The 11,735-nt window shown below is 57.5% G+C and carries 13 protein-coding genes and 1 pseudogene; 8 read left to right on the top strand and 6 right to left on the bottom strand.

Going from position 1 to position 11,735, the window contains the following annotated elements; genetic code table 11:
• Window positions 1–331: 331 nt before the first annotated feature.
• The gene (locus tag B7L09_RS29030; RefSeq protein WP_094471676.1) at window positions 332–1,363 is read right to left on the bottom strand and encodes an AraC family transcriptional regulator; all 1,032 of its coding nucleotides are present in this window, start codon (window positions 1,361–1,363) and stop codon (window positions 332–334) included.
• A 165-nt stretch (window positions 1,364–1,528) separates the two neighbouring features.
• Between B7L09_RS29030 and B7L09_RS29025 the strand changes: the two genes are divergently transcribed.
• From B7L09_RS29025 to B7L09_RS29015, 3 genes are all read left to right on the top strand, one after another.
• The gene (locus B7L09_RS29025) at window positions 1,529–2,380 is read left to right on the top strand and encodes a 3-hydroxybutyryl-CoA dehydrogenase (RefSeq protein WP_094471672.1); all 852 of its coding nucleotides are present in this window, start codon (window positions 1,529–1,531) and stop codon (window positions 2,378–2,380) included.
• Complete coding sequence (locus B7L09_RS29020; protein WP_094471671.1) at window positions 2,367–2,972, top strand: TetR/AcrR family transcriptional regulator; 606 nt, start codon at window positions 2,367–2,369, stop codon at window positions 2,970–2,972. The genes B7L09_RS29025 and B7L09_RS29020 overlap by 14 nt, the downstream gene beginning before the upstream one ends.
• 144 nt (window positions 2,973–3,116) lie before the next feature.
• Entirely contained in the window at window positions 3,117–3,530 is a 414-nt protein-coding gene (locus B7L09_RS29015; protein WP_094471670.1) for a VOC family protein, read from the top strand.
• A gap of 53 nt (window positions 3,531–3,583) precedes the next feature.
• On the opposite strand, the gene B7L09_RS29010 is transcribed toward B7L09_RS29015, so the two are convergent.
• Both B7L09_RS29010 and B7L09_RS31830 read right to left on the bottom strand, forming a co-directional pair.
• The gene (locus B7L09_RS29010) at window positions 3,584–4,810 is read right to left on the bottom strand and encodes an RtcB family protein (RefSeq protein ID WP_094471675.1); all 1,227 of its coding nucleotides are present in this window, start codon (window positions 4,808–4,810) and stop codon (window positions 3,584–3,586) included.
• A gap of 344 nt (window positions 4,811–5,154) precedes the next feature.
• A pseudogene (locus B7L09_RS31830) lies at window positions 5,155–5,235 on the bottom strand (TOBE domain-containing protein); the annotation flags it as partial.
• Between the two features lie 172 nt (window positions 5,236–5,407).
• Here B7L09_RS31830 and B7L09_RS29005 point away from each other — a divergent pair.
• The 3 genes from B7L09_RS29005 to B7L09_RS28995 all read left to right on the top strand — a co-directional run bounded on the left by B7L09_RS29005 (window position 5,408) and on the right by B7L09_RS28995 (window position 6,823).
• Complete coding sequence (locus B7L09_RS29005) at window positions 5,408–5,611, top strand: hypothetical protein (RefSeq protein ID WP_094471669.1); 204 nt, start codon at window positions 5,408–5,410, stop codon at window positions 5,609–5,611.
• A 143-nt stretch (window positions 5,612–5,754) separates the two neighbouring features.
• Window positions 5,755–6,462 carry a metallophosphoesterase gene (locus B7L09_RS29000; RefSeq protein ID WP_094471668.1) on the top strand — a complete coding sequence of 236 codons (708 nt, stop codon included), beginning with the start codon at window positions 5,755–5,757 and terminating at the stop codon, window positions 6,460–6,462.
• 88 nt (window positions 6,463–6,550) lie between these two features.
• Window positions 6,551–6,823, top strand: coding sequence for a hypothetical protein (locus B7L09_RS28995; protein WP_094471667.1), 273 nt, complete (start codon window positions 6,551–6,553; stop codon window positions 6,821–6,823).
• A gap of 152 nt (window positions 6,824–6,975) precedes the next feature.
• On the opposite strand, the gene B7L09_RS28990 is transcribed toward B7L09_RS28995, so the two are convergent.
• The 3 genes from B7L09_RS28990 to B7L09_RS28980 all read right to left on the bottom strand — a co-directional run bounded on the left by B7L09_RS28990 (window position 6,976) and on the right by B7L09_RS28980 (window position 9,480).
• The gene (locus tag B7L09_RS28990; RefSeq protein ID WP_010455795.1) at window positions 6,976–7,356 is read right to left on the bottom strand and encodes a response regulator transcription factor; all 381 of its coding nucleotides are present in this window, start codon (window positions 7,354–7,356) and stop codon (window positions 6,976–6,978) included.
• A gap of 104 nt (window positions 7,357–7,460) precedes the next feature.
• Complete coding sequence (locus B7L09_RS28985) at window positions 7,461–8,384, bottom strand: LysR family transcriptional regulator (protein WP_010455797.1); 924 nt, start codon at window positions 8,382–8,384, stop codon at window positions 7,461–7,463.
• A 31-nt stretch (window positions 8,385–8,415) separates the two neighbouring features.
• Window positions 8,416–9,480, bottom strand: coding sequence for a hypothetical protein (locus B7L09_RS28980; RefSeq protein ID WP_010455798.1), 1,065 nt, complete (start codon window positions 9,478–9,480; stop codon window positions 8,416–8,418).
• A 375-nt stretch (window positions 9,481–9,855) separates the two neighbouring features.
• Here B7L09_RS28980 and B7L09_RS28975 point away from each other — a divergent pair, with 375 nt between their 5' ends.
• Complete coding sequence (locus B7L09_RS28975) at window positions 9,856–10,839, top strand: quinone oxidoreductase family protein (protein ID WP_010455799.1); 984 nt, start codon at window positions 9,856–9,858, stop codon at window positions 10,837–10,839.
• 381 nt (window positions 10,840–11,220) lie between these two features.
• Entirely contained in the window at window positions 11,221–11,697 is a 477-nt protein-coding gene (locus tag B7L09_RS28970; protein ID WP_049870777.1) for a hypothetical protein, read from the top strand.
• Window positions 11,698–11,735: the final 38 nt, after the last annotated feature.

The following is an 11,735-nucleotide window of genomic DNA, read 5'->3' as shown; positions in this document are numbered from 1 at the left end:
AGAGGTGGCGGCTGTACGCAGGTTAGTCGACCGGCCGCTAGGCACCGGCGCACCCGAAGGTGCCCTGCGCACAGCCACCATAAAGTGCAGGTAAATGAATACCTGATTGATAGGTGCTTATGCACCTTGCTAGATACTGGGCTACTAAACCCGACCACTGATAGGCAGTGGCAGGGAAACAATAGAGGCCAGGGGCAAGGCTCACAAGCCGGCGGATTCTGTCTTAACCGTAGGTAACGGCGCAAGGATTTGTAGCCTTCGGGACGTAACACTGAGTGTCTTTAAACGCGCATCGTTAAACGCCTAGGTTGAACCTGGCAGNCNCAACATTTCAACGTTCGAAAGCCTCTACCACTCCCCCCTGAAACCGCGCCCGATACCGCCCCGGACTCTCCCCCGTCCACTTCTTGAACGCCCGATGGAACGCACTCGGTTCCTGAAACCCCAGCTGCTCGGCAATATCACTGATACTCGCCCGACTCTCACGCAACTGCTCAAACGCCACCCCGCGCCGCACTTCATCCTTGATCTCCTGATACGAACACCCTTCCCGCTCCAGCTTGCGGCGGAAGGTGCTGGGGCTCAGGTGTTGTTCCAGGGCAAACGCCTGCAACGTCGGCCATTGGCTGTAATGGCTATTGCGCAGGCGCTGGTGGACTTGCGACGCCAGGCCATGCTGGTTGCGGAAGCGGATCACCAGCCATTGCGGTGCGGTGCGCAGGAACACTTTCAGTGAGGCCAGGTCCTGGACCACCGGCAGGCGCAGGTAGTGGCTGGCGAATTCGATTTCGGTGCGTTCGGCGCCGAAGGTCAGATTGGGGCCCCAGAGCAATCGGTCGTCGCTGAGGGAAACGCGCTCGTGGCGAAAATCGGCACGGTCGATGGGGATGCGCCGCCCGCCCAGCCAGCACAGCAGGCTGATCATCAACACCAGGAACGTCTCTTCACCGAAACGGCTGGCGTCTTCGTTCTTCGCGTGGGTGTCCAGGCTGATGACCGCGCGTTTGCCGCGCACGGTCAGGGTGCCGCGAAAGTCGCGCAGGAACAGCGCGAAGTTGGCCAGGCACTGGCGCATGGCTTTGTGCAGGTCGGGTTCCTGGATCAAGGCGCGGCAGATCAGCGCGAAGCTGCCGGGCGGCATGCCGTGGGAGTCGAGGCGGAAGAATTCGTCGTTCAATTCGCGGATCTGAATCAGCCATAGCGCAGCAAACGCGCTGGCCGGCACGCGTGCGGTCGGCTGCTCGATCAATACCGGGTCGATGCCCGCCTCTTCCAGCGCAGCTCGCGAACGCTGCGGATTGTCCCCCTGCCCATGGGTCATCGCCTGCACGAAGTAGGCCGCCACCGAGTCCTTTTCCCGCATTTGAACGTTTATCTCCCCATCGCCCGACTGGCAAAAAACACCAGCACCGTTGAACAGTTGCGGCATAGGACAACCGCCCTGCCGGTTCTAGACTCGCGGCCAATAGTACGCCTTCGGCCGTTACGTCGGCCAAGGTATCGCAGGGTTTGATCGGAAGGACGGAACATGAATCTGCAAAACATCGGCGTGATCGGCGCAGGCACCATGGGCAACGGCATTGCGCAAGTCTGCGCCCTGGCCGGCTTCAACGTGACCTTGATCGACATCTCCGAGAGCGCTCTGCAAAAAGCCCTGGCCACGGTTGGCAAAAACCTCGACCGGCAGATTGCCAAGGAAACCCTGACCGAGTCGCAAAAGCTCGACGCCCTCGCCAGGATCCGCACCAGCACCGATTACAGCAGCCTGCACAATGTGCAGCTGGTGATCGAAGCCGCCACCGAAAACCTCGACCTGAAACTGCGCGTGCTTAAACAGATTGCCGCGCAGGTCAGCGCCGAATGCGTGATTGCCTCCAATACCTCGTCGCTGTCGATTACCCAACTCGCCGCCAGCGTTAGCCAACCTGAGCGTTTCATCGGCCTGCACTTCTTCAACCCGGTGCCGGTGATGGGCCTGATCGAAGTGATCCGCGGCCTGCAAACCAGCGACGCGACCCACGCCCTGGCGCTGGACATGGCCACCACCCTCGGCAAAACCGCGATCACCGCCGGCAACCGTCCGGGCTTCGTGGTCAACCGGATTCTGGTGCCGATGATCAACGAAGCGATTCTGGTGTTCCAGGAAGGCCTGGCCAGCGCCGATGACATCGACGCCGGCATGCGCCTGGGCTGCAACCAGCCCATCGGCCCGCTGGCGTTGGCCGACCTGATTGGTCTGGACACCGTGCTGGCGATTCTCGAAGCCTTCTACGATGGCTTCAACGACAGCAAATACCGCCCCGCTCCGCTGCTCAAGGAGATGGTCGCCGCCGGTTACCTGGGACGCAAGACAGGACGTGGCTTCCATGCCTATGCCTGAGCGTTGCTCGCGCTTCGCCGAGTACCGGGACATCGTGCTGGAGTTGTTCGCCAGCAAGGGGTTCGGGCAGGTCGGCATGCGTGAGCTGGCAACGTGCCTGGGGCTGTCCCCGGGCTCGTTGTATCACCATTACCCGAGCAAGCAGCACTTGCTGCTCGACCTGATCGAAGAGTTCTACGAAGAACTGCTGTCGACCCTGGGGCGCATCGATCAAAAAGCCTCGGCGAAACGCGACAAACTGCCCAACCTGATCCGCGCGCATTTGAATCTGCACCGGGAAATGCCATGGCATTTTCGTCTGGCGGAGCGCGACAGCGGCTGCCTGAACGCCGAGCAACAAGCGCGTGTTCGACAGCTGCGCGAGCAATACGAGCGCACGTTGCTGAAGATGCTCGGCGTCCCGGCCCGTCTCGGCGAACCGGGTTTGAAGGCCGCCGGACACGCCATCGCCAACTTGCTCAACAGCGCACCCGGCTGGCTGGCCCAGCATCCACTGGATGAAGCGCAGCGCGATGAGCTGCTGGAAAACCTGGTGACCGGCGCCGTCGAGCGCGTGCTGCGCCCGTCACCTGCCACGCGTGCGGTGGCCTGACCTTTCAAGCAATAAGCCCCGCCCCTCCCATAAAAAAAACGTCTAAACAAACCCGGCACAACCCCACGTCTAACGCTTTGCTACTTGGAGTCCATTCATAGACCAATGTGGGCCTCCAGTCCCACTGGTTACCGGGAGCAAAACATGAAAATCAATCCCTACCTCATCTTCAACGGCGACTGCAAAGCCGCTTTCACCTTCTATGAGCAAGCCCTGCAAGGTCAGATCGAAATGATGATGACCTTCGGCGAAAGCCCAGCGCGCGAGCACTTCCCCTCGGACTACCACAACTTGATCATCCATACCCGTCTAGCCTTGGGTGATCAGGCGATCATGGGTTCGGACACCACACCGGATCGCCCCACGGATGACATGAGCGGGTGTTCGGTCTCGCTGAACGTCGACAGCATTGCCGAAGCGGAACGTGTGTTCGGTGCGTTATCAGAAGACGGCAACGTGCAAATGCCACTGGAAAAGACTTTCTGGGCGGCACGCTTCGGGATGCTGGTGGATCGGTTCGGTGTGTCGTGGATGGTGAACTGCGAAAAGGATCAGTGACCTTTCAGGTGCAAAAAAGGCCGCCTTGGAAGGGTTGGGCTTTCGCGTAATGCCTAACCCTTCACGCAAACCACCTGCCGCAAGGTGTGCACCACCTCCACCAGTTCGCGCTGGGCGTGCATGACGTGGTCGATGTCTTTATAGGCCATCGGGATCTCATCAATGACCGCCGCATCCTTGCGGCACTCGACATGGGCGGTGGCGCGGATCTGGTCTTCGACGGTGAACAGGCTTTTCGCTTGGGTACGGCTCATGACGCGACCGGCGCCGTGACTGCAGGAGCAGAACGATTGCTCGTTGCCGAGCCCGCGAACGATGAAGCTTTTCGCCCCCATCGATCCCGGAATGATCCCCAACTCGCCCTTCTGCGCCGACACCGCGCCCTTGCGGGTGACCAGAATATCCTGACCAAAGTGCCGCTCTTTCTGCACGTAGTTGTGATATGTGTAGGTTGTCTCCAGCGCGACTTCGAACGGTTTGCTGATCACTTTTCGTGTCGCCTGAATCACCGAGTGCATCATCAACGCGCGGTTCTGTCTGGCGAAATCCTGAGCCCAGCCGACGGCTTCGACGTAATCATCAAAATGCCGGCTGCCTTCCTCGAAGTAGGCCAGGTCGCGGTCCGGCAGATCGGCGAGGTGCTGGCGCATGTCGGCCTGAGCCAGTTGAATGAACAGGTTACCGATGGCGTTGCCAACCCCGCGTGAACCGCTGTGCAGCATGAACCAGACCCGGTTGGTTTCATCCAGGCACACCTCGATGAAGTGGTTACCGCTGCCCAGCGTGCCCAAATGTCCGCGATTGTTGGTGTTGGCGAGTTTCGGGTATTTATCGGTAATCGCCTTGAACCGTGGGTTCAGCACCGCCCAGGCCTGATCGGCCTGCTTGGGGACGCTGTCCCAGGCGCCTTTGTCGCGGATGCCACGACCCACTGTGCGGCCATGGGGCACCGCTTTTTCGATTGCGCAGCGCAATCCATGCAGATTGTCCGGCAAATCAGCGGCGGTCAGCGACGTGCGCGCGGCGATCATGCCGCAGCCAATATCCACGCCCACGGCGGCAGGAATAATCGCGCCTACGGTCGGAATCACACTTCCGATGGTCGAGCCTTTGCCCAAATGCACGTCAGGCATCACCGCCAGGTGTTTGAAGATAAACGGCATCTTCGCGGTGTTGATCAATTGCTGCCGGGCTTCGTTTTCTACCGGGACGCCTTCGGTCCAGAGCTTGATCGGTTTGCCGTTGGCGACTTCCAGTAGTTGGTAGGTAGGTGCTTGCATGTTTTCGAACAAGTGGCGCTTGGGCCCCTCGAATTCCTCGGTTATTTCCTGGTTTCCATCAGCTTGTCAGCGAGCGCTTCGGCCCGCTTGATCAACAGGTTCTGCCTGGGCTCCTTTTGATGAAAGAAGCACCGCTATCTTACGCCCGAAGAGCCCAACCGCTCTCTCAAGAATTACGCCGTACCTGTGGGAGCGTGGCTTGCCCGCGATGAACGATGACGCGGTCTGACTGACACACCGCGCCGCCTGAATCGCGGGCAAGCCACGCTCCCACAAGGGCAGCACCGGGCCGCCGACAAAAAAAAGCGGCCGAGGCCGCAGATGTTGAATGTCGAACCAACTCTTCAGAGCTTGGCGATGGACACCTCGGTGGATTTGACGAAGGCAATCACCTCGCTGCCCACTTTCAATTCAAGGTCGCGCACTGNGTTTTTTTGTCCGCGACAACCATTCGTCGTATATCAAAACCCGGCGCGTAATCGGCGGCCCTGTCTGGCTTAGGGATTGCACAAGCCGGTCTTGGCAGCCCCAGAACGACGTAATTCTGACGCGGAGGCCATCTAATTAACGCTTGGTCAGTCCCCCCGGAGATGTAACGTGTCAACTCTCAATGAAATCGCAGCGAACCACGCGAGAAAAATGGCTATGGCAAAGGCAGAAGAGTCGACCGGGCTGAGTGAGCGACACCTTCAAGTAGTCGGTAGCGTCGAAATCCGCACCAGTGATGAAAAACCGCACGTCCCACTGCACTTCATCGCCGTGGCGCAGGACAACCACATTGCCCAGGCGGCTGGTTACTAACGTAGGCCCTGACGAAAAAACCCGGCGCAATGGCCGGGTTTTCCTTTAGTGACCATATGAAGCCCTTGCCGACGATTTTCGCCGACGCAACCTAAACTCAACTGACCACGAGCTCGCCGGCGATTGGCGGATGAGGCACTGTCATGTTCGAAATCTCAGAGGTGACGCGGGTGAAGCGCTTCGCCGCAAACACGGTTGGCCGAGATTTCGCTGTCGGCGACATACATGGCCACTTCACTCGGTTGCAGGTTGCGCTGAATGCAGCCAGGTTCAACCCCTTGGTCGATCGCTTGTTCAGCGTTGGCGACCTGATTGACCGCGGGCCCGAATGCCGTGACGCGCTCGATTGGCTGGACAAGCCGTGGTTCTACCCAGTGTGCGGCAATCATGATGACTACGTGGTTCACTTCAATACCTGCGATGTCGATAGCTGGATCTTCAACGGCGGCCTATGGTTTACGGAACTGTCGCTGTCCGAACAGAAAGAGTTCGCCGCGAAGTTCGCCGGGTTGCCTATCGCAATCGAAGTCGAAACAGCACAAGGCCTGATCGGCATCGTGCATGCCGATTGTCCATTTCCATCATGGGGGCAACTGCTTGGGGAACTGGAATCGCCCGTCAGCAGCCAGCACCTGATGCAGGTGCAGAACCGCTGCATGTGGTCACGAAGCCGACTCGAACAGCGGGAGATGCAGGGCGTTGAGGGATTGCGCGCGCTGGTCGTTGGGCATACACCCATTCGTCAGCCCGTCAGGCTTGGCAATGTGATTCATATCGACACGGCTGGCTGGAAGCCGGATGTGGGTCACTTCACCCTTTTGGATCTCGATTCGCTCGAAGCCGCGGCTTGACGGTTTTTTGTCAATTCAAGTATCACTCCCATATACCGCTCGTCCTNACTTCAAATGCATACATCCACTCGCACGGTAGGCGCAAACCATGAACAGCAAAATTGCCGCTCTTACACTCGCGGGACTCCTGTCGGCCTGCTCGCTCTACTCGCTCGCGGCCGAGAAGGTCACGGAGGACGCTACAATTCCACCGAGTGCTCTTCCGGGCCTTAACCAAGGAGGTGAGTCCAACAAGGAAAAGGCTGACAAAAAGGGTGAGGAAGCTGCGGGGTCTAATTCTGGTGCGGAGTCGGCGGAGATGGAAAAAGATGCTGCTAGCTCGAGTGGCTCGGGCAATGAAGAAACTGAGCCGAAGCAGTAAGCGGTGAGCCCTGGGCCGCCGGTTGATTCGACCGGATTAATGGAGCGTCACAACCCTGCCGGCGCGAGCTCATCCCGGCACTGACGGTGATTGCCCCAAAACCCGTCACTTTTTGTGGCGGGCTTTTTTGCGTACGGCGCGTCGGATCGACGTTAGTCAGCCTTTTTTATATTGAGGACGTCGTGCACATGAGCCATCAGTTGCTCACCATTGAAGGGCTTCCTGAAATAACCCCGCGCACCCAATTCCCGCGCCCTGATTTCCGTGCTCTCTCCCACGCTGGCAGTGATGAAGATGACCGGGAAACGCATCGCACGCGCTTGCAGTGCTTCAACCAATTGAATGCCGTTCATGCCGGGCATCCGGATATCCGAAATAAGGCACGCCGTTAAATCCAGCGCCTTGCAAGCCAGAAACTCTTCGGCACATGAAAAAGTACGACAGGCATACCCCATCGACCTCACCAGGCTGTCCAGTGAAGTACGAACAGTGTCGTCGTCATCAACGATCGAAATGATTGGAATGTTTGACAATTAATTCAACCTTGAAGTGATGGGAGCTAATCGATAAAGCGCCTCTTTTTCTTGAACACGCTCGTTCTGACGGGTGGCGTTGAAACCTGCATCGCTCATGGCCCTCAATGCCTGAATGGTTTCTCTGCCCCCCCTTCATGCTGCTTTAAAAAATCAATGAACACGCGCAGCTTTGGCGGCATGGCGCTGCGGCTGAAATAGTAAAGTGACAAACTGCGCCTGGGGCTCCAGTCCTCCAGCACTCTGACCAGGCGGCCATTGGCAAGGTAGTCCTGAACATAGCGGTCATACACATAGACAAAACCACAGCCATCAAGCGCAGCGCCGAGCAAGGTCATCCCGTCGTTGCTGGAAATGCGCCCTCTTGTCTCGATCTCGACATCCTGCCCCTCGCATGAAAACGTCCACCGCTCGCAGGCACCGGTCACGGCGCTGTTGTAGCGGACGCAATCATGGTCCAGAAGTTCTGCCGGAACCTTCGGTATGCCGTGAGCGTTGACATAGGCGGGCGATGCCACCACAGCCATCTGGATATCGGCGCCCAAAGGAACGGTCACCATGTCCTGTTCCAGCATTTTGTTCACTCTTATGCCGGCATCGAAACCGTCATTGACGATATCGACCACACGACTTTCGATGGCGATATCCAGATTGATGTCTGGATAGGCCGCCAGGAACCTGGGCACCAACGGTTCCAGAAACATCACATAGGCGCTGCGTGACATGGTCAACCGCAGCGTACCTGAAGGGTTCGCCGCGACCTCAGCCAAATCTGAAAAGGCGCTTTTCAGCTCAAGCACCAGCGGCGCAACCTTTCGATAGAACACTTCACCGGCCTCGGTCAGGCCCACGCTGCGCGTCGTTCGGTTGAACAGTCGAACGCCGGCACGTTTTTCCAACTGGCGGATGGCGTGACTGATCGCTGATTTGCTCACGCCCATCATGACCGCTGCCGCGGTAAAACCGCGCGAATCAGCCACGCAAACGAAGACTGTCAGCAGCTCGAATCCATCCGTATCGATTGTCAAAGCGGGTTCACCTGATAGTCAGAACAGCGCGTCAGGACAGTCGCAGCCCCGTGATGCCTAACATGATCGACAGGCTGGTCAGCACGCCGATAACGGCGCCACTCCACCAACAGATATTGGCTTTAGACAGGGAAACGCCGTGCGCCAGCATCACCACCCTGAGCCCTGAAAACAGGTGAGCAATGATAAAGAACACGCCAATTGCATAATGCGGCAGCAAACGAATGCCCCAAGGGTCATGAATCATTCCCACCGGATCACCGGACGCAAAGTCCCAGCCCGTTTCAATTCCGGCGTAGGTTCTTGCAAATACAAACACGGCGTTGAGGTGGCCCAGGATGAAGATGGACAGGAACACCCCGGAGCCCACTTGGAAAATACGATAGTTGTCGCCACCGACCGAGCTCCAGTTCCAGGCAAGGCGCAGGCCGCTGACCACCTGAAACAGCAGAGCAACGACCAGGATCGGTTCGACAAAGGATGAACGATAAACGGTTCGTCCCAGCTCCATGACCTTCGCGTGAACGTCCGGTCCGGCCAGGCCGAACAAATGATTGAACAAGTGAAAGACCACGAACAACAACACGATCACCCCGGCAATGCCGTGGGCCACTCGCAGTGCCGGCATGGAACGAATGGGCTTGATTGGCTGCTCGTTCTTGCCACCGTCTCTACTGAGATAAACTCCCAGCCCTATCCAGGACGCTGCCCAGAACCACTCATCCGGCACTGGGCTGCCCAACATGATCAGATTGACACCGACAAAGCAGTACAGCGTCGGCGCGCACATGATGAAGAGTGCCAAGCGTCTTGCTCTGAGCTGTGCTGCCGCGTTCTGTTGACGCGTAATGCGTTGGCACGCCAAGGCAAACCCCATGGCCGGCACCGCGAAAACGGCCACCATCAAGGCAATGGCCAGAAGCATGGAACCCAGCGGCATCGTCGAGCCCGGTTCAACCGACATGACCTGCGCGTGGAAGGCATTCAGGAAATAAGGGTATACGGCGGTCACCAGCACAGGCACCCAGATAGCCCATTTATGCGGCGCGTTTTGTACCGCCCTTTCGTAAGGGCTGACTGCCCACTTATCGACCATCCAACAACCCTCGAAAATAAGATAGTTATCGCAAGGATTGTAAAAGCCTATTCGCCCTGTGATATTCCAAGCAGAATGCCAGAGAAACGAAAAAACTAATGACTAACTAAGTATAGTCACACTATATGAAGGTATTAATCCTCAGAAAAAAACACACTTACTCTAGCGACTCACAAGTACTGACACACCCGTAAATCCATTCAACCGACGATTGTCCAATTTCATTACACAGTCTGTGCACTGTCAGGATGATTGTCGCCTCAGCGCCAAGCCCTATAATTCGTTTGCCCCTATTGGCTACTTACAAATACCTGACTCCCTGAGTTGGCTGCTCACTCGAGCAGACACACACTCGCAATCATCAAGGAATCCAACATGACTCATCGTGCAAGAGCAGCTCGCATCCATGCTTACGGTCCGCCTGAAGTACTGGTATTTGAAAACATCGAAGTAGCGGAGCCCGGCCCCACTCAGGTATTGATCCGCAACACGGTCATCGGTTTGAATTTCGTCGAGGTTTATTACCGACGCGGGACATTTCCAGTGCCTGCATTCCCAGCCATTCTCGGTAATGAAGCGGTGGGTATCGTCGAGGCCGTCGGCGTCGATGTCGTGGGTATCAAGGTTGGAGACCGGGTCGTTTATTCGGACGATGTGCATGGCGCCTATTCAACGCTGTGCCTTTATCCCGCCGATCGCGTGGCAATCGTTCCGGATGACATCAGCGACAAACAAGCAGCGTCCAGCTTCTTGAAGGGCCTGACCGCACGTTACCTGCTCAAGGAAACCGTCAACCTCAAGGCGGGCGATACAGTGCTTTATCATGCCGCGGCAGGCGGCGTCGGGCAGTTGTTCACCCAGTGGGCAAAGGCGCTCGGTATACGGGTGATCGGTACGGTGTCTTCGGATGAAAAGATGGCCATTGCTTTAGCGGCAGGCTGTTCGCATGTCATCAACTACCGCACGGAAAACTTCGCCCATCGCGTCATGGAGCTCACCAATAATGTCGGCGTGAAAGCCGTATTCGACTCCGTGGGCAAGGACACTTTTGTCGACTCGTTGTCGGTGCTGCAGCCGAGGGGAACGCTTGTGGTATTTGGCAAGGCTTCCGGCAACCCTCCCTTGATCAACCCGTTCGACCTCGCACCGCGATCGCTGAACCTGACCTGGCCGGTATTGCCCGTGTACGTGGCAACAGCCGAACAGTTGGCGGTCGCGGCGCAAGACCTGTTTAACGCAATTACGACGGGAATAATCAATGTTGAGCCTGGGCGGGTTTATCCATTCGATCAACTAGTAGACGCCCACAGAGACCTTGAAGAACGCCGCACTACCGGTGCTACTGTTTTAATCGTTTGAACGACTCAAGTACGCTCATCCCGCCACAGGCCATACCAAGGGATGAGCAACTTATACGAAGATGCCTGCGCAGAGACCGTAGGCATAAGTGACGTCTCTGTTCATTCCTTTACTATTTGAATGGCTCTAACGAAACCAGCTTTTCACACGTTACCCGTTCAACTACATAAATAGCGCCTCGCAAACTTAAGGTTATTTATGAATTGAGCCTACTGACTAATCAGGGTGAATATAATGAAAACTTCCGAATTGGGTCTGGCCATCGCCTTTCTTGCCGCGACGGGTCTGATTGCTACCCAAGCTATCGCCTCCGAAGGGTACGCCGAACAAAATATTGCCGTCGGCCGGGAAAATAATGCACCGGATGATCGTGACCCACCGGTGCAACAACATCGCGCCAGATCGGCGCCAACTCGTGTCGCCGAAGGCGGATCGGATCGCCTGATCGAGCGCCGCAGTGTTGCCGAAGGCGGATCGGATCGTCTGATCGAGCGCCGCAGTGTTGCCGAAGGCGGATCGGATCGCCTGATCGAGCGCCGCAGTGTTGCCGAAGGTGGATCGGATCGCCTGATCGAGCGTCGCAGGGTTGCCGAAGGCGGATCGGATCGCCTGATCGAGCGCCGCAGTGTTGCCGAAGGCGGATCGGATCGTCTGATCGAGCGTCGCAGTGTTGCCGAAGGCGGATCGGATCGCCTGATCGAGCGCCGCAGTGTCGCCGAAGGCGGATCGGATCGCCTGATCGAGCGTCGCAGGGTTGCCGAAGGCGGATCGGATCGCCTGATCGAGCGCCGTGTTGCCGATGTTGGCAATGCATACAACGGCGGGATGGATATCAATGCCCACTTTTCCATGGACTGACAGCTGTCGCGGGGGCGAGGACTCATTTCGCCGCTACG

Source organism: Pseudomonas mandelii, assembly GCF_002251635.1.
GTDB classification, from domain to species: domain Bacteria; phylum Pseudomonadota; class Gammaproteobacteria; order Pseudomonadales; family Pseudomonadaceae; genus Aquipseudomonas; species Aquipseudomonas mandelii_B.
The sequence above is the reverse complement of the archived record's forward strand: the minus strand, read 5'-3'. Positions and strand labels throughout refer to the sequence as shown.

Bases quoted from the DNA above. Each gene is read 5' to 3' on its own strand.
- B7L09_RS29030 (WP_094471676.1), bottom strand. From the start codon at position 1,363: ATGCGGGAAAAGGACTCGGTGGCGGCCTACTTCGTGCAGGCGATGACC.
- B7L09_RS29025 (WP_094471672.1), top strand. From the start codon at position 1,529: ATGAATCTGCAAAACATCGGCGTGATCGGCGCAGGCACCATGGGCAAC.
- B7L09_RS29020 (WP_094471671.1), top strand. From the start codon at position 2,367: ATGCCTATGCCTGAGCGTTGCTCGCGCTTCGCCGAGTACCGGGACATC.
- B7L09_RS29015 (WP_094471670.1), top strand. From the start codon at position 3,117: ATGAAAATCAATCCCTACCTCATCTTCAACGGCGACTGCAAAGCCGCT.
- B7L09_RS29010 (WP_094471675.1), bottom strand. From the start codon at position 4,810: ATGCAAGCACCTACCTACCAACTACTGGAAGTCGCCAACGGCAAACCG.
- B7L09_RS29000 (WP_094471668.1), top strand. From the start codon at position 5,755: ATGTTCGAAATCTCAGAGGTGACGCGGGTGAAGCGCTTCGCCGCAAAC.
- B7L09_RS28995 (WP_094471667.1), top strand. From the start codon at position 6,551: ATGAACAGCAAAATTGCCGCTCTTACACTCGCGGGACTCCTGTCGGCC.
- B7L09_RS28980 (WP_010455798.1), bottom strand. From the start codon at position 9,480: ATGGTCGATAAGTGGGCAGTCAGCCCTTACGAAAGGGCGGTACAAAAC.
- B7L09_RS28975 (WP_010455799.1), top strand. From the start codon at position 9,856: ATGACTCATCGTGCAAGAGCAGCTCGCATCCATGCTTACGGTCCGCCT.